This window comes from Gammaproteobacteria bacterium (genome assembly GCA_030949385.1).
Taxonomy (GTDB): Bacteria; Pseudomonadota; Gammaproteobacteria; order JAUZRS01; family JAUZRS01; genus JAUZRS01.
Genome location: JAUZSP010000002.1, coordinates 63,119 through 83,291, shown reverse-complemented (window position 1 = coordinate 83,291; position 20,173 = coordinate 63,119). Strand labels below are relative to the sequence as shown.

At 40.0% G+C, this 20,173-nt stretch carries 18 protein-coding genes; 9 read left to right on the top strand and 9 right to left on the bottom strand.

Features of this window, described 5'->3' with window-relative positions; genetic code table 11:
* The first annotated feature begins 75 nt into the window (after positions 1 to 75).
* From trpE to trpC, 8 genes are all read left to right on the top strand, one after another.
* Positions 76 to 1,575: an anthranilate synthase component I gene (gene trpE / locus Q9O24_02395; protein ID MDQ7074010.1), complete on the top strand. Its 1,500-nt coding sequence runs from the start codon at positions 76 to 78 to the stop codon at positions 1,573 to 1,575.
* A 31-nt stretch (positions 1,576 to 1,606) separates the two neighbouring features.
* Positions 1,607 to 2,185 (top strand): aminodeoxychorismate/anthranilate synthase component II, encoded by a 579-nt coding sequence (locus Q9O24_02390; GenBank protein MDQ7074009.1) that lies wholly within the window; start codon positions 1,607 to 1,609, stop codon positions 2,183 to 2,185.
* Positions 2,186 to 2,215: 30 nt separating this feature from the next.
* Positions 2,216 to 3,229, top strand: coding sequence for an anthranilate phosphoribosyltransferase (gene trpD, locus Q9O24_02385; protein MDQ7074008.1), 1,014 nt, complete (start codon positions 2,216 to 2,218; stop codon positions 3,227 to 3,229).
* 68 nt (positions 3,230 to 3,297) lie between these two features.
* The gene (locus tag Q9O24_02380; GenBank protein ID MDQ7074007.1) at positions 3,298 to 3,534 is read left to right on the top strand and encodes a DUF6364 family protein; all 237 of its coding nucleotides are present in this window, start codon (positions 3,298 to 3,300) and stop codon (positions 3,532 to 3,534) included.
* On the top strand, positions 3,531 to 3,959 hold the full coding sequence (locus tag Q9O24_02375; GenBank protein ID MDQ7074006.1) for a PIN domain-containing protein: 429 nt from the start codon (positions 3,531 to 3,533) through the stop codon (positions 3,957 to 3,959). The genes Q9O24_02380 and Q9O24_02375 overlap by 4 nt, the downstream gene beginning before the upstream one ends.
* Before the next feature lie 165 nt (positions 3,960 to 4,124).
* Positions 4,125 to 4,319 carry a type II toxin-antitoxin system HicA family toxin gene (locus Q9O24_02370; GenBank protein ID MDQ7074005.1) on the top strand — a complete coding sequence of 65 codons (195 nt, stop codon included), beginning with the start codon at positions 4,125 to 4,127 and terminating at the stop codon, positions 4,317 to 4,319.
* Complete coding sequence (locus Q9O24_02365; protein ID MDQ7074004.1) at positions 4,316 to 4,663, top strand: toxin-antitoxin system HicB family antitoxin; 348 nt, start codon at positions 4,316 to 4,318, stop codon at positions 4,661 to 4,663. Before Q9O24_02370 ends, Q9O24_02365 begins: the two co-directional genes overlap by 4 nt.
* Positions 4,664 to 4,678: 15 nt before the next feature.
* Entirely contained in the window at positions 4,679 to 5,491 is an 813-nt protein-coding gene (gene trpC, locus Q9O24_02360) for an indole-3-glycerol phosphate synthase TrpC (GenBank protein ID MDQ7074003.1), read from the top strand.
* 193 nt (positions 5,492 to 5,684) lie between these two features.
* On the opposite strand, the gene Q9O24_02355 is transcribed toward trpC, so the two are convergent.
* From Q9O24_02355 to Q9O24_02320, 8 genes are read right to left on the bottom strand one after another with little or no spacing between them, the layout of a single operon-like run.
* Positions 5,685 to 8,117: a dynamin family protein gene (locus Q9O24_02355; GenBank protein MDQ7074002.1), complete on the bottom strand. Its 2,433-nt coding sequence runs from the start codon at positions 8,115 to 8,117 to the stop codon at positions 5,685 to 5,687.
* A 34-nt stretch (positions 8,118 to 8,151) separates the two neighbouring features.
* Positions 8,152 to 9,495 (bottom strand): hypothetical protein, encoded by a 1,344-nt coding sequence (locus Q9O24_02350; protein ID MDQ7074001.1) that lies wholly within the window; start codon positions 9,493 to 9,495, stop codon positions 8,152 to 8,154.
* 3 nt (positions 9,496 to 9,498) lie between these two features.
* On the bottom strand, positions 9,499 to 11,163 hold the full coding sequence (locus tag Q9O24_02345) for an Hsp70 family protein (GenBank protein MDQ7074000.1): 1,665 nt from the start codon (positions 11,161 to 11,163) through the stop codon (positions 9,499 to 9,501).
* Between the two features lie 2 nt (positions 11,164 to 11,165).
* Positions 11,166 to 12,530: a hypothetical protein gene (locus Q9O24_02340; GenBank protein ID MDQ7073999.1), complete on the bottom strand. Its 1,365-nt coding sequence runs from the start codon at positions 12,528 to 12,530 to the stop codon at positions 11,166 to 11,168.
* A complete protein-coding gene (locus Q9O24_02335; protein ID MDQ7073998.1) occupies positions 12,531 to 14,015 on the bottom strand; it encodes an Hsp70 family protein in 1,485 nt (494 codons plus the stop codon).
* On the bottom strand, positions 14,008 to 14,760 hold the full coding sequence (locus tag Q9O24_02330; protein ID MDQ7073997.1) for a hypothetical protein: 753 nt from the start codon (positions 14,758 to 14,760) through the stop codon (positions 14,008 to 14,010). The genes Q9O24_02335 and Q9O24_02330 overlap by 8 nt, the downstream gene beginning before the upstream one ends.
* A complete protein-coding gene (locus Q9O24_02325) occupies positions 14,753 to 16,771 on the bottom strand; it encodes an Hsp70 family protein (protein ID MDQ7073996.1) in 2,019 nt (672 codons plus the stop codon). Before Q9O24_02325 ends, Q9O24_02330 begins: the two co-directional genes overlap by 8 nt.
* A 21-nt stretch (positions 16,772 to 16,792) precedes the next feature.
* Positions 16,793 to 18,784 (bottom strand): Hsp70 family protein, encoded by a 1,992-nt coding sequence (locus Q9O24_02320; GenBank protein ID MDQ7073995.1) that lies wholly within the window; start codon positions 18,782 to 18,784, stop codon positions 16,793 to 16,795.
* Positions 18,785 to 19,237: 453 nt separating this feature from the next.
* Between Q9O24_02320 and Q9O24_02315 the strand changes: the two genes are divergently transcribed.
* Positions 19,238 to 19,546 (top strand): hypothetical protein, encoded by a 309-nt coding sequence (locus tag Q9O24_02315; GenBank protein ID MDQ7073994.1) that lies wholly within the window; start codon positions 19,238 to 19,240, stop codon positions 19,544 to 19,546.
* Between the two features lie 34 nt (positions 19,547 to 19,580).
* Here the strand turns inward: Q9O24_02315 and Q9O24_02310 are convergent, their stop codons facing one another.
* A complete protein-coding gene (locus Q9O24_02310) occupies positions 19,581 to 20,063 on the bottom strand; it encodes a hypothetical protein (GenBank protein MDQ7073993.1) in 483 nt (160 codons plus the stop codon).
* Between the last annotated feature and the right edge of the window lie 110 nt (positions 20,064 to 20,173).

The following is a 20,173-nucleotide window of genomic DNA, read 5'->3' as shown; positions in this document are numbered from 1 at the left end:
AACCGCTGGCGATGGTTCCATTAAACCCTATCCATCCCACCCGTTTTTCGCCTCTGTCTTAAAAAGTGATCTTCTATGACCCCCCAACAATTCAAAAAATTTAGCCAACAAGGTTACAACCGCATCCCTCTCAGTCGTGAGGTATTGGCGGATCTGGACACCCCTCTCTCCACCTACCTAAAATTGGCCAATGGCCCTTACTCCTATCTGTTTGAATCGGTACACGGCGGTGAAAAGTGGGGACGTTACTCCATCATCGGTCTGCCCTGCCGTCAGGTCATTAAGGTTATTGGTCAACAAATCGAAGTCGAACGGGACGGCACGCTCATTCACACCGAAACCGTGGCCGACCCGCTGGCTTGGATCGAAACGGAACAGGCAAAATACCGCGTTCCCGAAATCGAAGGATTGCCTCGCTTCAGCGGTGGCTTGGTGGGCTATTTTGGTTACGATACGGTGCGTTACATCGAGCCTCGATTGGGTGTCTGCACAAAACCCGATGAGCTAAACACACCCGATATTTTATTGATGCTCTCCGAAGAAGTGGTGGTGTTTGATAACTTAAGCGGCACACTTTCCATCATCGTGCAGGTCGATCCACAAACAGAAAACGCCTACCACGTCGGACAGCAACGGCTGGATCAACTGCAAAAAAAGCTCGCCAGCGCCCCAAACCACGACGGCTATCAAACTCTGAAAACGCCGCGTTCAGTACAAGAAAGCGACTTTATCTCTGGCTTCACCGAGACCGGTTACAAAGCGGCTGTTGCTAAAGCCCGTGAATACATTATTGACGGCGATGTTATGCAGGTGGTGCTGTCCCAACGGCTTTCAATCCCCTTTCAAGCCCCACCGTTGGATCTCTACCGCGCCCTGCGCAACTTAAACCCATCGCCCTACATGTATTATCTCGACCTACAGGATCATCAAGTCGTCGGCTCCTCACCGGAAATCTTAGTGCGTCTGGAAGAAAACGAAGTCACCGTGCGCCCCATCGCCGGAACTCGGCCTCGGGGCGTGGATGAACGCCACGATTTGGCACTGGAAAAAGAGCTGTTGGCCGACCCGAAAGAGCGGGCGGAACATCTGATGCTGATCGACTTAGGCCGCAACGATGCAGGCCGGGTGAGCCAAACCGGCAGCGTCAAGTTAACCGATAAAATGATCATCGAACGCTACTCCCATGTGATGCACATCGTCTCCAACGTCACCGGCACGCTGAAACCCAACCTCAGCGCGATGGACGTTTTGCGCGCCACCTTTCCCGCCGGAACCGTCAGCGGCGCACCCAAAGTGCGCGCAATGGAGATCATCGACGAACTGGAGCCGGTCAAACGCGGCATCTACTCCGGTGCAGTGGGTTATCTTTCATGGAACGGCAACATGGACACCGCCATCGCCATTCGCACCGCCGTGATCAAAGAGGGCAAGCTGCACATTCAAGCGGGTGCGGGCATCGTTTATGATTCAGTGCCAGAAAGCGAATGGGCAGAAACCATGAACAAAGGCCGCGCCGTCTTTCGCGCCGTAAGCAAAGCTGAGGCCGGTCTTAATGGCGGCCATCGTCATCGCTAACCGTCATCTCGACACTTTTGGAGCAAACAACATGGTCTTGATGATCGACAACTACGATTCATTCACCTACAACTTGGTGCAATACCTCGGCGAGCTGGGCGCAGAGGTCGTGGTGCAGCGCAACGATCAAATCACACTCGAACAGATCGAGGCGCTGAACCCTGAACGCATTATGATCTCCCCTAGCCCTTGCACCCCCAATGAAGCGGGCATCTCCATGCAGACCATTGAACACTACACAGGCAAGCTGCCGATTCTGGGGGTCTGCTTGGGGCATCAGAGCATCGGCCAGGTGTTTGGTGGCAACATCGTCCACGCCAAAGAGATCATGCACGGCAAAACCTCGCTGATTCATCACCACGGCAGCGGCGTTTTTCAGGGTTTGAGCAACCCGTATCAAGCAACCCGTTACCACTCACTGGTGATCGAAACAGCCTCGCTGCCCAACTGCTTGGAGGTCACCGCGTGGACTGAAAACGAAGCCGGTGAGCGGGATGAGATCATGGGCGTACGCCACAAAAGCCTGCCCATCGAAGGCGTGCAGTTTCACCCCGAATCCATCTTGACCCAACACGGTCACGACCTTCTCGCCAATTTTTTAAAGATGTAAGCAATCCACCTTTGTAGGGAGCAGAACACCATGAGCATGCACACCGCCATTACCACCGTGATGGAACACCACGATCTCAGCAGCGAAATGATGACTGACACCATGCGTTTGATCATGACCGGTCACGCCACCGACGCACAAATTGGTGGCTTTCTGATCGGCTTACGAATGAAAGGCGAGACCGTCGATGAAATCGTAGCTGCCGCCCGCGTCATGCGCGAACTGGCCAGCAAAGTGCCGGTCTCCGGCGAACATTTAGTGGACACCTGCGGTACTGGCGGCGATGCCTCAGGCAGCTTCAACATCTCCACCGCCAGCGCCTTTGTTGCCGCAGCGGCAGGCGCACAGGTGGCCAAACACGGCAACCGCTCCGTCTCCAGCAAATCCGGCAGCGCCGACGTGCTGGAAGCGGCAGGGGTCAATCTCGACCTCAGCCCCGAACAAGTCGCGCACTGCATCGAAGAGATCGGCGTTGGGTTTCTGTTTGCCCCCAAACACCACAGCGCGATGAAACACGCCATCGGGCCGCGTAAAGAGATGGCGGTACGCACCCTCTTTAATGTGCTCGGCCCACTGACCAACCCTGCTTCTGCGCCCAATCAAGTGCTGGGGGTTTTCGATGCCGATTGGGTCGAACCCTTAGCCGAAGTGTTAAAACAACTCGGCAGTCGCCATGTGATGGTGGTTCACGCTGTGGACGGTCTGGATGAGATCAGCATCGCCTCGGAGACCTTAGTGGCCGAGCTGAAAGGTGGCGAGATTAAAACCTATCAACTCAGCCCCGAACAGTTCGCCCTGCCACGCGCCGATCTGAGCCACATCCGCGTCGATGGTGCTCAAGAGAGTCTGGCCATGATCCAATCGGTACTGGCCAACGAAGCCACCCCCGCCCGCGACATTGTCGCTCTGAACGCCGGAGCGGCCCTTTATGTTTCGGGCATCACAACCACCTTAGAAGCGGGAGTGGAAAAGGCGCTGGAAGTGATCGCCAGCGGTGAAGCGGCGGAACGTTTAGCGAAGTTAGTAGCCCTAAGCCAAGCCTAAAAAGCATTCCCTAACGGAACCTTTTGACGTATTATTAAAAAATATAAATACGTCAAAAGAGAACACTAATGCAGACCAAGCTCACCTTACGCCTAGATGACAACCTCATCGAGCAGGCAAAACGTTATGCCAAGCAGAACGACAAATCACTTTCTCAAGTCGTGGCCGACTACTTTCAGTTTCTGAACCAGAAAAAACAGCCCAATAAAATCCCCCCCATCACTCGTTCACTCATTGGCTTATTAGAGTCGCAACAAGGCGATGAAGAAGAGTACAAAAAACATCTAGAGCAAAAGTACCTTTGAACATCTTATTTGATACCAACATCATTCTCGACCTGCTGCTCAACCGAAAACCATTTGTTGAACTCTCCACAGAAGTGATTGGCTCAGTCGAAACAGGCCGCATCGAAGGCTATCTGTGTGCCACCACCATTACGACCCTCGATTATTTGCTCTCAAAAGCCCTCAACCGCAAACGAGCACGCATTGAAATCAAAAACCTACTCTCTCTGTTTCACATCGCTGAGGTCAACAGCAGCGTGGTTGAACGTGCATTAAACTCACAATTTAATGATTTTGAAGATGCAATTCAGTACTATTCTGCCACCAACTGTAACGTGGATGGCTTGGTCACTCGCAACAACAAAGATTACAAACAGACTCTGTTGCCGATCTACACCCCCAGTGAACTGAGAAGCCTGATTGCCTTACAAAACAACCCAACCTAATTTTTCCAGAGAGAGACCATGAGCCCCCCCCTGTATCAGGGTAGTTGTCCGGTGAGTTGAATCAGTAAACTTAACGTTCAGGGGGCGGAACGTTTGGCGAAGTTGGTGGCACTGAGTAATCAAGTTTCAAGTTGACAAGCAGTACCAAAACAGTACCATAATATCATGCCCAAAAAAATTCGCGAATTGATCGCTCAATTGGAAAAAGCCGGTTTTACTCATCGAGGTGGCAAAGGTAGCCACCGAAACTTTCTCCATATTTCTGGAGCAAAAATTACACTTTCGGGCAAGTCAGGTAACGATGCACGTCGTTATCAAGAAAGGGAAGTTGAGCAAAAAATTGCCGAGGCAAAAAAATGAAAATAGCAGATCGCTACCTCAAACTTGTTGAATGGTCTGATGATGAGCAGTGTTATATCGGCTCTTCTCCAGGATTGATTGGCCCTTGCTGTCATGGCAGCAATGAAACAGAAGTCTACCGTGAACTGTGCGAAATCGTTTCAGAATGGGTAAAAATCCATCAGGAAGAGGAATTGCCACTCCCCTCATCTCTGGTCACGCGCACCTTTTCAGGAAAATTTGTCCTGCGTGTCGGTCAAGATTTACACAAAGCACTGGCGATTAGAGCCGCGCAATCCGATCGAAGCCTCAACAACCTCTGCACCGATCTACTGCGCGGCTCTCTCACCCACGATCACAAATAAACTTAGAGCAAAAACATGCAAAGTCCCCCCGACATCCTGCAAAAAATTCTGCAACGCAAACATGAAGAGATCGCTGAGCGTTCTCAAACGGTCAGCATTGATGACCTCAAGCAGCAATTGCAGCACGCCGATTCACCACGCGGCTTCACTGCTGCACTGCAAACCAAAATCAACGCGGGCAATGCGGCGGTGATCGCTGAGATCAAAAAAGCCTCGCCCAGCAAAGGCTTATTACGGGAACACTTTATCCCCGCCGACCTTGCCCAAAGCTATGAAAAGGGCGGAGCAGCCTGTCTCTCCGTCCTCACCGACCGTGACTTTTTTCAGGGCAGCGAAACTTACCTAAAACAGGCAAGAGCCGCCTGTACGCTGCCGGTGATTCGTAAAGATTTTATTATTGATCCCTATCAAGTCTACGAAGCCCGCGCCATGAGCGCCGACTGTATTTTGCTGATTGTCTCCGCACTGGGAGATCAACCGCTGGCCGAACTGCACCAGTTAGCTACGAAGCTGGGGATGGATGTCTTAGTGGAAGTGCATGACCGAGCCGAGATGCAACGCGCCCTCAACCTCAACGCACCACTGATTGGGATCAACAATCGTAATCTGCGTACCTTTGAGACCAGCCTAAACACCACGCTGGATATGTTGGAGATGATTCCTGAGGGTGTTCTGCTGGTGACAGAGAGTGGTATTCATGCAAAAGCGGATGTCGAGCTGATGCGTAAAAACCAAGTTCATGCTTTTTTAGTTGGAGAGGCGTTTATGCGCGCTGAACAGCCTGGGAAGAAATTAGCTGAGCTGTTTGTCAAAGATCAAACAGTCTGAAAATTATATGGAGAAACATACAGTAAGTCATGCTCTTGCAGCGGTGTGTGCCAACAACGTGATTGAGGGCATTCCGCACAGACCTAATTTCCCTAATAACCGTCAATGCAAAATGAATCTCGGCTGATTTTCGAGATCACTTTGAGTGATGAAAACCCTCAAATACGGCAACCCTGTATGTCAACCGGATAATTTAAAATGGGAAGGCTTCCATTTCTTCCAAAAATGCTCTTTGGATCTTTAAAGACTCCACCTTTAAATCAATTCCGTCCAGTTCTGATCGTTTCACTTTAAGAACTATTTTAGAAATAAAGTCATCAAACAGCCCCCCCTTTGAATCACTCGACTTAAATGATTCAATCAACAGCTTGATCTGTTTATCCACACCATTAAAGAACACCAACTCTAAGTTAACAGCAGGCACCACAGACTTTATCAAACAAACCTTCAAATTAGAAATATCCTTATTAATCTCTTTCACCACCTCATCCTCGGTCTTACTTCTATCAATTTTTTCAATTGCTCGTTTAATATCTGAATCAGCCATAGAATTCACTTCATTTGAAAACACACCCATACGACTCTTCACATTTTTCATCCGACGAATAACAGAGCCAAGGCTCATTCCATCAGCAGATAATGAAACAATTTCGTCAGCCAAACCCATCAATTCATTAATGTCATTTTTATCAACCCACCCACCCCCAACACCAAGCTCTCCACCCAAAACAACATCGACCAAGCTACCATCATCTTTACCATAAAAAGTATTTAAATATAAAATCTCTTCATATGAGACTCTAAACTTATCATGTCTATCCCCACTTAAAACAGGTGAAGAAATAAAAACATCAAAGACATCCCTAGAAAAACGCTCAATCAAATAGGTGAACCGCCCTTCATTATGTGCAACACCAGAAGTAAGCGTTTTTATAAAATCATTACTGTCTATTTTAATCTCATCAAACATAATAGAGTCTGCTTCTCCTGCAACCGCCACAGAAAACACATCCAGCAATCTGCTTTCAATCTCCCTAGATTTCTCACCCGTCATCTGGTTAATAAGATTAGAAAACCCCTCGAGGTATTTTTTATGCAACAACCGCCTTATTTGTTGATTTATTTTTTCCACAGGAACATCTGTTGTCAAACTATCGTCCTGATTCATTTTAATATTTTTAACAAACTCATCGTTTATCTCTTGAAAACAATCAAAATTTTCAATATCTTTTTTAAGTTTTTCGGAAAAATACTTACCACCCCAAATCTCATGCTTCAATTTAAACTTAAATTCATTCAACCCACTTTCAAGCTGTTCTTCTATATTCTTCCAAGAACCCCTCAAAATCCTAGCCCTTTCATTCTCTGAAAATTTATCATCAAATCCTTTCTTTCGAACATTTAGAACGTCTTGAAAAACTGATTTAAGCTTATTTTTATTTGAGTCGATCTTTCTTTTTAAAATTTGAAATCGTTCATTTTCATAATAAAAAATCAACTCCTTTCTTATCTCACCAATCCCAGATTCAACCTCAAAACCACCCTTAAACTCCTTCTTAACGATACCATTATCAACAAGATACTTAAGTGCAGACCCAACAAACACTCGCTTCTTTTCTCCAATTTTATACTTCAGCACATCTTTAATAAGCGTCTTTTTATTCCCTTCAGCTTCACCAGCACTGTTGGCCGTATCTATCTGATTTCCAAAAACAAACAGTTTATCTTTTAGGGGTATGCCGTCTTCATCTGTATTTTTGTTAATAACACTGAGGGTTGTTCCCTGCAGGCTGGGGTTTCTCCCTGCATTTGTAACCAAGATTATCGCATCTGCTTTTTTCAACCGTTCTTCCGTTTGTCTTAAATGTATTTTGGTCGGAGAGTCAAACCCAGGGACATCGTAGATAACGGCACTTTCTAGCTGCTTCAAATTTGATGATTCAATCTCTATGCTTTTTACACTTCTGGGCTTAGAAGTATCCGCGCCTTTGTTATCACCTTTGATATAGGATTTAAACACATCTTTCTGTAAGTCTTCACCAGAAAACACCCTACTCTTCCCCGTTAGAGTGAGCCTGTCTCTACAAGACAAAATATCTTTTATCTCCTCATCCGTCTTACCCGCATGATTTTTAAACAACTGAGGATTTTTATCCTCTAACTGTTCAAAATACCGATCAAAACTACTAGAACTTAAAGACGTGTGACTTTGGTTTTCAAAATCAGGGTACTCAATTTCTTCTAAAAGATTTTTAAAAATATCATCAAACTCATCTTTACCATAAAAATGAACAGTAGCTTTGTCACCACCACTCACCAATCGGGTAGAAGTAAACGTACACCTTTCGGGTGCTGAAGGAAGAACATCACTTTCAATTAGTGCATTTGCAAAAGTAGATTTCCCAGCCTTTTCCAAGCCAACAATTGCTATTTCAAACTCATTACTCTCCAGCTTATGAAGGTATTTTTTACTGGCTTCATAAATAACATTAATATCGGCCTCATTTTTATCAGTTAAAATATCAGCGCGGCCATTGCCGCTTAACAACTTTTCAATAAATTCATTCTGAATGTTAAGACCTTTAATTTCACGCATTTTTTTCAACTCAAACTCTTTACTATTCACTTAACAACCTCCTAATTAAATCAAAATTAAAAACCTACCTGCGATTTAGCTTTAGCAACAAATCATTCTTACCATTATTAACAAGAAACTCTTTAGAGAACTCAGTATTAATATTCAACTCTTCAATAAACCTTGCCACCTCATCCATATAACACACACTGTCTATCCCACAAAACACACTTGGCATACGCTTCTTTGATAAAAATTTTGCCAAGAAATAGGATACAATAAGTCTTAAGTTGTCATCACGCTGATGCTCAGAGTACGCATCAATAACAACCTCGACTCCTGTTTTATTTAATTTAAAACAGTAGTATTCCAAGGTCTTTAAATTTGTAAAGTCTTGACCAACCTTAGAAATAGATTGAATAACATCATCCTTGGTTTTAAATCCATCTCTTGAACCACTCTCTCCATCCCTGATTTTTTTCACATGATCTTCGCTGTTATTTGGCAAGTCTATAGTTTCAAACCTATCCAAAATTGCATGCGCCAGCGGTTTATTTTTAAATCTATCTGGCTCAAGCATATGCAAAAACAACATTCTAATACCGCCATTATTCTTGTAAACATCCACAACACTATCTTCAAAGCCATCCACCGCACTAAGCTTTGCCAACATCTTTTGAATAAGGTGCTTAGTAGTACGGTTACCCCACAGTGGGTCACTGGCAATATACTCTATAGATTTTTTCAATGCTGCGCTCTTATTTGACAAATAAACACTACGCCACACCTTATCCTTCTTATCACTTATTTTATTTGATATAATCCATTCCACTATCAGCTCCTTATCAGGGCAATCATTAAATACAGATTTTAAAAACCCAAAATCTTTGTTCTGAATGTAGTTGTATATCTCTGGATAATCCTTAAAACCACCCTCTACAAACTTCAAAACACTGGGCACAGTATTTTCTAAAACATACTCTTCTTTTAAATACCGCTTAAAACAAGTCACTCGACTTTGGATTGATTCAGTTGAATCCCCATATAATTTATAGCAAGATCTCAATGAAACCCCCGCCAAATAATATTGCTTTATAAAATTTTTAAATTCAGGCGTTGAAAACACCTTGTCATCCACCACATCTTTTGCTATATCTTTTAAAAAATCTTTATCAACAATATCAAAAATACGTTTCAACTCTTTTTTATCGTTATGAAAGTTAACCAACCAACTGTTATGTAAGATCACTCTTCCAACCACTTTATTACCCAGCTTTTTAACGAAAGCATTAATGTTTTGAAATCTTGAACTATACAAAGCCTTTTTGATGCTTTCAGTATCTTCTTTTGATACATAGAGAGAACCATCTTGTTCAAATCTTAAGTCCAATGCCTTTTCAACTTTTTTAAGCGTATTTAATATATCCATTGACTACCCCTTCAACTCAAAATCATCAAGCAGCTCACTGCTTTGCTTTCTAACTTGGCTAGAGCTAACAAGTTCACATCCATTGTAAAAAATTTTCAAAATCTTATTCTCATCAAACGACCAATCTAAATTTATTTCATCACCTATTTCATACCCTCGATCAAGTGGATGAAAAACCCCGCCTATCTCTCTGTATTTCCACTTATCCTCACCCTCTGAGCCATAATATAAAAACAACTCCAGTCGATCCAAAACATCTTCAAAGACAAAACCATACTGCCCATTACTGTCTAACGCTTGGTTATGCGGTATTAATTCATCAAAACCTTTTTTTCTTTTAATATAAATAGAGTCACTCATAATATCTTTAATCTGAATCTTTTTTAAATCCTCATTACCTTGATTAAAGCTATGAATAGCTGCACCTTTTGAAACAGCATTGTATTCTGTAAAATCGACAACATGTATTCCTTGAAAGTATCGTTCTAGCACCTCTGAAACAAGATAAAACTTAGCTGAACCACCGGTCAGAACGACCAAATCAATATCAGACACGTTTAACTTACAAGACTTTAACACTCTGTCCAGAGGGTTTATAAGCAGACCATTGGCTGATATTATCGGAGATAAAATATCTCTTAAGAGGCTATCATAAAGAGTTAAATCAGACACTTTTAAATCATCTATTATTTCAAAATTCACACTCTCTTTTACTCTTTCTCTTCTCCTGGGATTACCCAACACTTTTTCTATTTTTTTGCTAAAGTTTACTTTATGTTTTTGTGCATGCGAAACAATTCTTGATACAATTTTAGCTTGCACTTCTGGTGATCTTTCATCAATAGAAGGGTTTATCTTTTCAAATTCTTGCAAAAAATATGAAGCAATGTATTTATCTATGTCATCACCACCAAACTCCATTCTTTTAGAGCGCCCAACAATGCTTACATCAAAATCACCTTCATTGTCTTCTACACTGGCAACCGAGATATCCAGGGTTCCGCCGCCGATATCATAAACAACAATGTTCTTCTGTTTATTAAAAAAACCACTCGACACTTCGGTTAGACCGTCTTCCGAATTCAATAAATTTAACAAAACAGCTGTGGGTTCATCTAATAAATTTACCTTTTTAAAACCCGCCATCACTCCAGCTGCTATGGTGGCATTTCTCTCATCGCTATCAAACCCAGAAGGAATTGTGATGGTCACCTGCTCAAAACCAGAACCACACTGTTTCTCAACAGAATTTTTTATACTCTTTAAAAGAATTGCTGACAACTCTGTCATATTATAACTTTTTAAATTTTCTTTCTCAAAAATTGAACGAATAGAAGAGATCCAGCCATTATTTTTTAATGGCACCTCTATCATAGACCCACCCCCTATTCGTGTTTTAATAGAACGAATGGTATTCAATGGCATATTTCCACTAGAATATTGCTCTTTAGCATACTCCCCCGTATAGACGACTTTATTTTTTCTATCAATGTAGATACTGGACTGCAACCCTTTAATATTTTTATCCAATTGATGATGTCTGTTATATTGATAAATATCTAAAGTCCTTAACTTTTCCATTGGCTGATCTCTTCGTGTCTCAATCTCTATTACAGACACGGTACTTTCCGTTGTTCCTAAATCAATTCCTAGATAATTTTTTACCATTATTAATCCCCCTTCTTCCCATCAATTTTCTTATCAGTTCCTTTCTTCGCAGCGGCTTTCTTCGCAGCGGCTTTCTTCACAACATTAGCCTTCAATAAAACATCTCCCCCTAAGAACACTATCGCAGGAGAAATCACTTTATACTTACCACCCTCAATAGAGTCGTTAATCAAAGCGCGATATTCATTTATATTCTCACCATTAATATCTAAAACCTCACCTTTTTCAAACCTTTCTTTTAACTGATCATCGAAAGACGACTTTATCTCCTCAAACTTTTTTGGAAAATCATCATATATTTTTTTGATTAGATCGATTTTTCCTTTATCCTCTCCCACCTTAAGCCCAGCTTCCTTCTCTCTCTTCAAAGCCTCTTCATGTTCATTTTTTCGCTTATCAACTTTTTCTAACTCATCCACCTTAGAGAGGTATACCTTTGCTATATTTTCAAATTGAGCAATACCATCAGTCATATACTTAGCCAGATCGACAATGGACTTCTCTTCTTTTGGAATATTTTTCTGAGACTGAAACCCATTTGAAGATGGCAAATTATCCATTTTCTCAGACAGCTTCTTTAGATCATCGTCTATCCTATTCAGTTTTGCCGGAACCACATCAAGACTTTCACTGCTCTCTTTTATATCCTTAATATCTTTCAGTTTTTCATTAATAGTTAATTCAAAATCATCTTTTTTTAGGTAGTCATTTGGAATTTTTTGAGGCTCTGGGATTTTAATCCCATTTATTTTATTAGCCAGCCGTTTACTCGAAGCATCACTATCCCTTTCAAACCCCTTTATTTTATTATAAATTTCATGTACATCCTTACTAGAGGCAAAATAATCTATACCCTTAATCTTTTTATCAATTTCACTCATGAAGTTTGAAATTTTTCTTAAAAAATTCTCCTGATATTTAGCTTTACCCCCATCCTCTGCAAGCTCAGTTAAAGTGTATTTAATACACTCAATCTCTTTAAGCAACTGTTCATGCTCAGATAATATCCTCTGTTCTTCCATACGATGCATAATTTTCATAACGCCAGCGCGACCTAAATCATTATTTTTACTTTTCAAATCACCTAGGTCTTTACTCAATTGAGTAAATTTTACTCCATTTAACTCTTCCTGCTTTTTATTTTCTGCCAAGTTATTAAACTTTCCCTCCAGTTCAGACAACGCATCTTCTAATCCAGAAAAATCCTTGTTACTTTTACTCTTAATCTTATTAAAAGCCTTCTGAACACCTTCATAATCTAAATTAAGGCTATTTTTACACTCACTCATATCCAACTCCTTTTCATTATCGGCTTTATTGTTCTTACTCATGCCAAACCACTTTTTTAACGTACTCAAAAACCCCATCTATACATCCTCTAAATACCCTTCAAAAACCCGATCTTTATCCTTATTATAAAAAAATGCCTTGATTTTTGAATCCCTTTTATCTTCTCTTATCAAAGAGATATAAATTTGCTCCGAAGAGAACTCTTTTCCATTAATCTTCACCACACCTATTTTTTCACTGTCTTCTATTTTTGCAGAATCACCCTCATAAAAAGTGACATTTAAAGATGACGCCTCTCTATTCATTAGCTTTTGTCCCATTAGTGCTGACTCTTCTCCATATTTTGTATTTTTATGCAGTATTTTTTTAAATTTATTACCACGGGCAACACCAATATTTTTAGATGTTTTTCTAATCACTGTGTATTTCAATGAACTGTCTTCGGACAAGCCAGCTAAGATTCCAGCACCGTGCCCTACAAGCTCACCTAAATCCTTTTTTGCTTCACTTTTTCTACCAAAAAAGGCTTCTACCGTGCTTTTAATGATAGGAATAGTGGAAGTGCCTCCCGCCAAAACAACTCGATCTATATCCTCAGGCTCTAAATCAATATCATAAACAGCTCTCTCTAAAGCATCCTCTATCTTCCCAAGGATGTTGTTATCTTTTAACCAACCATTAAAGCCATCCACTGAAACATTCAACTCCAACTCTTTGGATTCGCCGTTGATGGAGACATTCTCATAAATTTCCTCCTCATCACTCTCAGACAAAAGTTCTTTTGTATTTTTTGCAGTCTTATTTAATTCACTTTGAAATTTAATCCTCTCTTTATCTTTTGAAAAAATAGAGTAATCTATTTTAAGATGATCCATAAATTTTTTAGACAACAGTTCATCCACTGTCTTACCACCAAGGTTTTCAACGCCATCCGTGTTTAACACTTCAATTTTGGCGTGCTGTGCATCACTCTTTTCAAAATCAAAAATAGTAATATCAAATGTCCCACCACCTAAATCAAAAACGGCAATCTTCTCTTTTTTATCCTCTTTAATATCATCGCCAAAAATCCCATAGGATATGGCCGCAGCAACAGGCTCTTCTATAAGCCTGATAACCTTTAACCCCGCATTGGTTGCCGCCTCTTGCAACCGTTGACGATATTTTTTACCGTACGAATAAGGAACCGTAATAACAACCCCATCAATCTTTTTATTCTCATTTTCTTCCACTTTTTTAGCAATACTTTTAAACACCATCTCCGCTATATCTTGAGCTGAAACAGCCCTGTTATTCAGGTTTGGAACTCTGTACCTTTTTTTGTCATCAACGATATACCGCTTAACATCCTCAAAGAAGTTCTCAGGATCAGAGTGTTGTTTTTTACTGTCACCAATCACATAGTTATCTTCACTCTGGATGTAGATATTATTATCAAATATATTTGTTCCGCCATACCCACCCATATTGGCCACAGGGACAGCATCCTTTTTAGAAAAATCGTACTTTGTAACGAAGTTGGTGGATGTTCCAAAATCAATCCCCAAAAGTAACTTATCCATTATGCACGACCTTCCACAACATAACTTTTCCTTCCATAATTACCTGCTCTTCATTTAATACATAGGGATAAGAGATCAACTCTTTAATCATGTCTTTTTTACTGCCGTCATCTGTTTCACAATCTTCACAATTTTGAGGGGAAATAGTGTTGTAATCACATTCTTTATTCATATCTATATCTAATGTATAAACACCTAGTTTAGACAAAAATTCATTTAAACAGTTTAAAACGCCATTATAGGCATTGCTCTCCCTCATCCCCGTTGATATTGTTGGCAGTAAGTTATCCAATATATCCTCCAAGTTCTTTTGTACACTAAAATAGAACTCCTCTTGCATCTTTGACACTCCCCAAGCCCCCTCAATTCCAAACTTTTCCACCGTATTGCTAAGCTTTTTAGCTCGACTTTTAATCATTTTTTCAATAATCTCAAAACTTTTCCGATGTTTTTGTTTAAGCTCACCATCCACCCTATCAAAATAATCTAAAAAATTATCTGAAAACCCCTTGTAGGCATTTTTTATCTCATCCTTAACATCATCTAATGCATCCACTGAGGTTATTTTTTCAAAAATAGACGATCTACTCTTTGTTATTTTAAACAAGTGCAAGTGATTATCATCGGTATTTTTATCACCTTCTTTTTTCACCACCCTATCTTCTATGTAAACCAATAAAAATTGGTCTTCTAGCAAAGACTTAAAAAATTTATTTAATCTGTCTATCTCTGTAAAATCAAACATCTGAAGCCTTTGAAATATTCAAGTGATCTGAGTGTATTTCAGTGTCATTCTTATCTAAAATAGATACCGATACCGACAAACTGTCATCTTTTGTTAACTCAAAGGCAACCCTGATAGTCAACTCATTAACTTTACTTGGAGGAATGCCTCCAATAATAATTTCATCCACCAAATCGATCCCCTTATCATGTGTCTTTTTTACATCTGGGTAAGTTGATTTTCGTTGGAACACTTTTATCTCAATGGTCTCTTGATTGTCTTTTTGATTTGTATAGTCTTTTATCCCCTTAATGGGTAAACTGCTTCCTTTTGGAATAATCAAATCAAAATTAAGGTCTTTAATGCCAATACCAAAATCATGTAACGCAGTATCATTATAAACAATCTTGTCTTGAATGCTTTTCATATCTGAAAAACGCCTGATTGCTTCTACCGTTGCGCCCTGTGAAATGACCACTGAAGTATCTATACTTTTTTTAGGCTTGATACCCAACTGATCTTTTAAACTCTCCCTAATACTGGGAATAGATGAGCTTCCTCCAGCCATCACTATTTCGTCAATATCTGATCTGTCAATGCCTGAACGCTCTATAAGATTTTTAACAATGTCCATAGACTTTTTTCTAATGTCAGCTATCTCATTTTCAAACTCTTTTCTACTGATTTCAAATTCTAGATTAAATACAGAATCACCGGCACCCATTAAATTTGAAATAGACAACATAACCTCATCATATTCAGACAACTCTATCTTCACCCTCTCGGCTTCATTTGAAATTTTAGAGAGATTCATATCGTAATCTTTTTGGGAAAGATTGCTGCTGGCTTTATCAAACATATCCAACTCATCATTTTCATCTAATATTTTATCAAAAATAAACTCTCGTAATTTATTGGTGATGTCTTTTCCTCCCAGACTATTATCTCCATCAGTCTCTACTACTTCTATATTTCCATTCTCTATCTTCAAAAAAGAAACATCAAAAGTACCGCCACCAAAATCATAGACTAAAATTGTTTTATCACCCTCTTCATCCATAGCATAAGCAAAACCAACCGCAACAGGCTCTTTTTGAATCGCTACCTCATCAAATCCAGCCTCTTCCCCCGCTTCTTTTACCAGCGCTATCTGAGCCGGATTAAAATTTGCTGGGACAGTAATAACCGCTTTTTGAATATCCTCACCGAGAGACACCTCACTCACCTCTTTTATGTAACTCAAGAGCTTCTTGCTGGCCTCTTTAGGTGTCACATGTATTTCTTGATCACTGTTTTCACTTGTTTTTTGAGACTTGTCATGATTAAACTCACTGTAATTTACAACCGCAACCTTTTCACCCTCAGCCTTGCTTGTTAAGCCTTTATCATTCGTTAAAAGATAGACACGCTTATTAGAAACTTCATTGGTGAAATTTTTGGCAATACTCAAGATTCTATTATCATTATCATCATTCCTACTGTTACTGGTTAAATCTTCTGACAAAAGATCTAAACAACTGTCTTCTAACGCTATATTCCTTTCTAATTTATACTCATTAATGCTCTCCAATGCCATAGCAGCACTCTCTTTTACATCTTTGTTCTTCTCTAGATTAGACAACTCACTTACAACGGTTTTTGATAATTTAACATCATCATTTTTTGAAAACTGTTTCAATACAAACGGCTCATCAATAAATATATTGGTATCAATAATAAACACCCCACCTTCAACCTCTTCCTTTTCTTCTGATGGAAACGAAATGGTGTATTTAACTTTACTGCCCAGATCTCTCTTAAATTCTTTGATCATAAACTCTGGGCTGCCAACCCCCTTCTTAAGGGCTTTATCACCAAAGATCACTTTATCTTTACTCTCATAATACAATACAGATGGAATTATTTTTTTATTTCTAAACTTCACCTGCTCAAAATTATTATTTTTAAAATAGGTTACTACTGAGTTAGATGTTCCTAAATCAATGCCTATAAACGTACCTTCTACGTCTTCAAATATTGCTTCGCTTGTCATCTCTTTTCCTTATTAACCGATCTATATCACTTTAAGTGAACTTGAAATTTTTTGAAATATGTTTTCTAAATCATCAATACTATCTATCTGGTAATAATCACCGTTTGAAGCAATGTTTTCTAACAGCCCTTCATTTACCCCTTGACCCACTCCAATAGAGACAACTCTTGCACCCTCTGTTTTTAATCGGTTGGATTCTAGAATTGCTGGATTTTCAGATGACCCCCCATCCGTAACCAAAATTACTAACTTCCTGTTCTCAGATCTAACTAAAACCTCTTGCCTTGTTTCTCTGAGCCCATCGGCTATATCCGTCCCTCCCTTACAAGATAAGTTTGCAATGGCATTTTCTAATAACGCTCTATCATTTGATAAATACGCCAAGGTATTTGCATAAGAGTCAAACTCAACCAAACCCACTCGATGTGAGTTTAAATCTATCATACTTGACACCATCATCGTACAAGCCTCTTTTGCTTTTTCAAGAGGATAACCACACATACTGCCAGAAACATCAATAACCAAAGCAATATCAAATGGCTTCAAATCAGGTGTTATCTTTTTTTTTACACCTTTATCAATCTCAATATTTTCACTTTTAACTGAACCACTCCCCAGATCTTTAGCGGTTATCTTTAAAATTCTGTTTTTATCAAATTCAAATGTAACCTCTATCTGAGGAACACCTGCATGAGCTTGTTCTATATTTGTCAGAGCAAAGCCGCCATAAAATTCATCATTATGAACATCATCTTCATCTTCACCTTCATAGACATTCACATCGACACTCTGCTGAAAATCCACTGTCGTAGTATAAGTCTGGGTATGAGAAATAGGGTAGTGATCATTTCTTTTTAAGATGGGTGAAAACTTATCATCTACCACTTCAATACCCAATGAGTGAGAGATAATATCCCTAATATTAACCGCATTATCCTCTTGCGCGATTATCGCAGCTCCCATTGCTACAAGCTTATCAAGGGGTTTATCAGAGTAAGGAGCTTTACCAAACAGTTCCGTAACGAACTTCCTCACAATAGGGATCTTAGAGCTACCTCCAACCAAAACAACTTTATCAATATTTGATGATGAGTGCTGAGAATCATCCAGAGTCTTTTTAATCGTTCTTTTAATTTTATCAATGGTAATAGAGGCCATCTCCTCAAACATAACACGACTAATTTTTGTGGATAGATTATAACCACTTAACAGATTTGATATTTCAACCTCCACCTCATCATATTCTGAAAGCTCCTTTTTAACCTCCTCAGATTTTGCAATCAACACCTGCTTGGATTTGTTATACTCTTCTTCAGAAATACCTGATTTTGTAAGCGAGGCTAAATTAACCCCACGCTCTTTTCTAATATGTTTTAATAGGTACTCTAAGATATAATTATCGAAATCATCCCCGCCCAACTTATTATCACCATCAATGGCTAATGTTTCAAAATCCCTATTCGATACTTTTAAGATAGATGTGTCAAAAGTACCGCCACCAATATCAACAATGAATAGTTTTTGATTAAGCTCATCTTCAAACCCATACGCAACTGCTGCCGAAACCGGCTCTGTTATAATTTGCTTGATTGTAAAACCAGCCATTTCACCTGCTTTTTTAGTTTCATCAATCTGTGTAGAAGTAAAATAAGCGGGCACAGTAATTACAGCTACGAACCTAGAAACATCAGGGAACTTTTTATCTAACATTTTTCTTATTTCTTTTAAAATTTCTCCAGCTATATCTGTTGGGGTGAAAACCTTATCTTCTATATTCCAGACCTTGTCACTGTCACCCATAAAAACTTTTGAAGATTTTATAAAATTACTAGGATTTGATACTGCTTTTTTCTTTGCCATGCTGCCTATTGTAACTTTTCCATCCTTGTAAAGCATAACAGAACTAATAGACTCTTGATTTCTAAATCTTAGGTATTTAATTGAACTATTTTCTAAATAGGCTACTACCGAATTCGTCGTTCCTAAATCTATACCTATTGGTAATTTTTTCATATTATCCCCTTCTGCAAAAACTAAATTAAAGATGCTAAAAACATCTATCTTTCATAGATTATCGTTGTGTTTATATTCAGGGTGAGACAGATTCAACCCCAAGCACATCCTCTATCGAAACCTAAAACCCAACCAGCATAAAATGGCAATAGTATGTCGCTCAAACGAGCCATTCAAACTACAGACACGCCCATAAAAAGAACAAAAGCCTCATAACGAGCTTCTCCAGTGGAGCTGGATAATAAACCTACTTCCCTCCCTCATCAAGACATTATTTCCTCCAATCTGAAAAAATTCAGAACAAAATAAGGTTTTTTTGCACTGTAAATATCTTGGCCAAGAGAGCAACACCTGCTCGTGATTGAGATACTCAAGTTTTATGCGTTCCTCTTTTTCATCGTTAAAGGACAACTCTAAATCTTAAATAATTAGCTTCTTTTTTTATATCAAGTAATTCAATATCTTACTGTTTTTTGTCGTGTACAGAGTGAGCATTCACAAAATATCCGCATTATCCATCTCAACGCACCACTGATTGGGATCAACAATCGTAATCTGCGTACCTTTGAGACCAGCCTAAACACCACGCTGGACATGTTGGAGATGATTCCTGAGGGTGTTCTACTGGTGACAGAGAGTGGCATTCATGCGAAACCGGATGTCGAGCTGATGCGTAAAAACCAAGTTCATGCTTTTTTAGTTGGAGAGGCGTTTATGCGCGCTGAACAGCCTGGGAAGAAATTGGCTGAGCTGTTTGTGTAGCCAAAAAAATCGGCTCCTCCATCTATGAAGGGGCTTAAATTAAAATATTCGATCTCAAAAAACCCTCCAAACTCTCTTGAGAGTCAAAAAATCGTACTTCTTTAACCTCACCCTTCTGACTCAAAAAAACCGTTATCTTATCTTCTTTTCGAGGCCATGTTTTACTGACTTCACCCTCTCGATCCAATAAAACCTTAAACGGCAACTCTTTTAAAATAGGCAAACCAACAAAGCTCAGCATAAAACTGGGAATACTGGAGAGATCAGCAACATAAACCAATTTATGCTTGGTCAAATCCGTCACCTTCAGTGCCAACAGGCTCTCCTTCACCCACTCACCTCTGGTTTTATCCGCTGCCAAAATAAACCAACCGTCCACATAACTCAGCGTCTGCTTTTTACCCCACTGATCCTCCAGTGAAGCCGGTTGTAAACTCTCAGCCAAAACCGAAGAACTCACACCCAGCGTAAAAAAAATCACCAAAAAAACAGATACTCTGCGAAAACGTCTCAACATTTCGTTACTCCAAATCGTAAAAAATAGACCTTAGCCCAACTTGCCATCCACTCGTGAACGAATCAACAATACTTCGGACAGTTTTAGAGAGAAAAAGATAGGAACCACAG

Excerpts from the sequence above, each read along its gene's own strand:
- trpC (MDQ7074003.1), top strand. The coding sequence starts at position 4,679 with ATGCAAAGTCCCCCCGACATCCTGCAAAAAATTCTGCAACGCAAACAT.
- trpD (MDQ7074008.1), top strand. The coding sequence starts at position 2,216 with ATGAGCATGCACACCGCCATTACCACCGTGATGGAACACCACGATCTC.
- Q9O24_02320 (MDQ7073995.1), bottom strand. The coding sequence starts at position 18,784 with ATGAAAAAATTACCAATAGGTATAGATTTAGGAACGACGAATTCGGTA.
- Q9O24_02370 (MDQ7074005.1), top strand. The coding sequence starts at position 4,125 with ATGCCCAAAAAAATTCGCGAATTGATCGCTCAATTGGAAAAAGCCGGT.
- Q9O24_02380 (MDQ7074007.1), top strand. The coding sequence starts at position 3,298 with ATGCAGACCAAGCTCACCTTACGCCTAGATGACAACCTCATCGAGCAG.
- Q9O24_02310 (MDQ7073993.1), bottom strand. The coding sequence starts at position 20,063 with ATGTTGAGACGTTTTCGCAGAGTATCTGTTTTTTTGGTGATTTTTTTT.
- Q9O24_02335 (MDQ7073998.1), bottom strand. The coding sequence starts at position 14,015 with ATGGATAAGTTACTTTTGGGGATTGATTTTGGAACATCCACCAACTTC.
- Q9O24_02345 (MDQ7074000.1), bottom strand. The coding sequence starts at position 11,163 with ATGGTAAAAAATTATCTAGGAATTGATTTAGGAACAACGGAAAGTACC.
- trpE (MDQ7074010.1), top strand. The coding sequence starts at position 76 with ATGACCCCCCAACAATTCAAAAAATTTAGCCAACAAGGTTACAACCGC.
- Q9O24_02390 (MDQ7074009.1), top strand. The coding sequence starts at position 1,607 with ATGGTCTTGATGATCGACAACTACGATTCATTCACCTACAACTTGGTG.
- Q9O24_02365 (MDQ7074004.1), top strand. The coding sequence starts at position 4,316 with ATGAAAATAGCAGATCGCTACCTCAAACTTGTTGAATGGTCTGATGAT.
- Q9O24_02350 (MDQ7074001.1), bottom strand. The coding sequence starts at position 9,495 with ATGGATATATTAAATACGCTTAAAAAAGTTGAAAAGGCATTGGACTTA.
- Q9O24_02340 (MDQ7073999.1), bottom strand. The coding sequence starts at position 12,530 with ATGGGGTTTTTGAGTACGTTAAAAAAGTGGTTTGGCATGAGTAAGAAC.
- Q9O24_02330 (MDQ7073997.1), bottom strand. The coding sequence starts at position 14,760 with ATGTTTGATTTTACAGAGATAGACAGATTAAATAAATTTTTTAAGTCT.
- Q9O24_02325 (MDQ7073996.1), bottom strand. The coding sequence starts at position 16,771 with ATGACAAGCGAAGCAATATTTGAAGACGTAGAAGGTACGTTTATAGGC.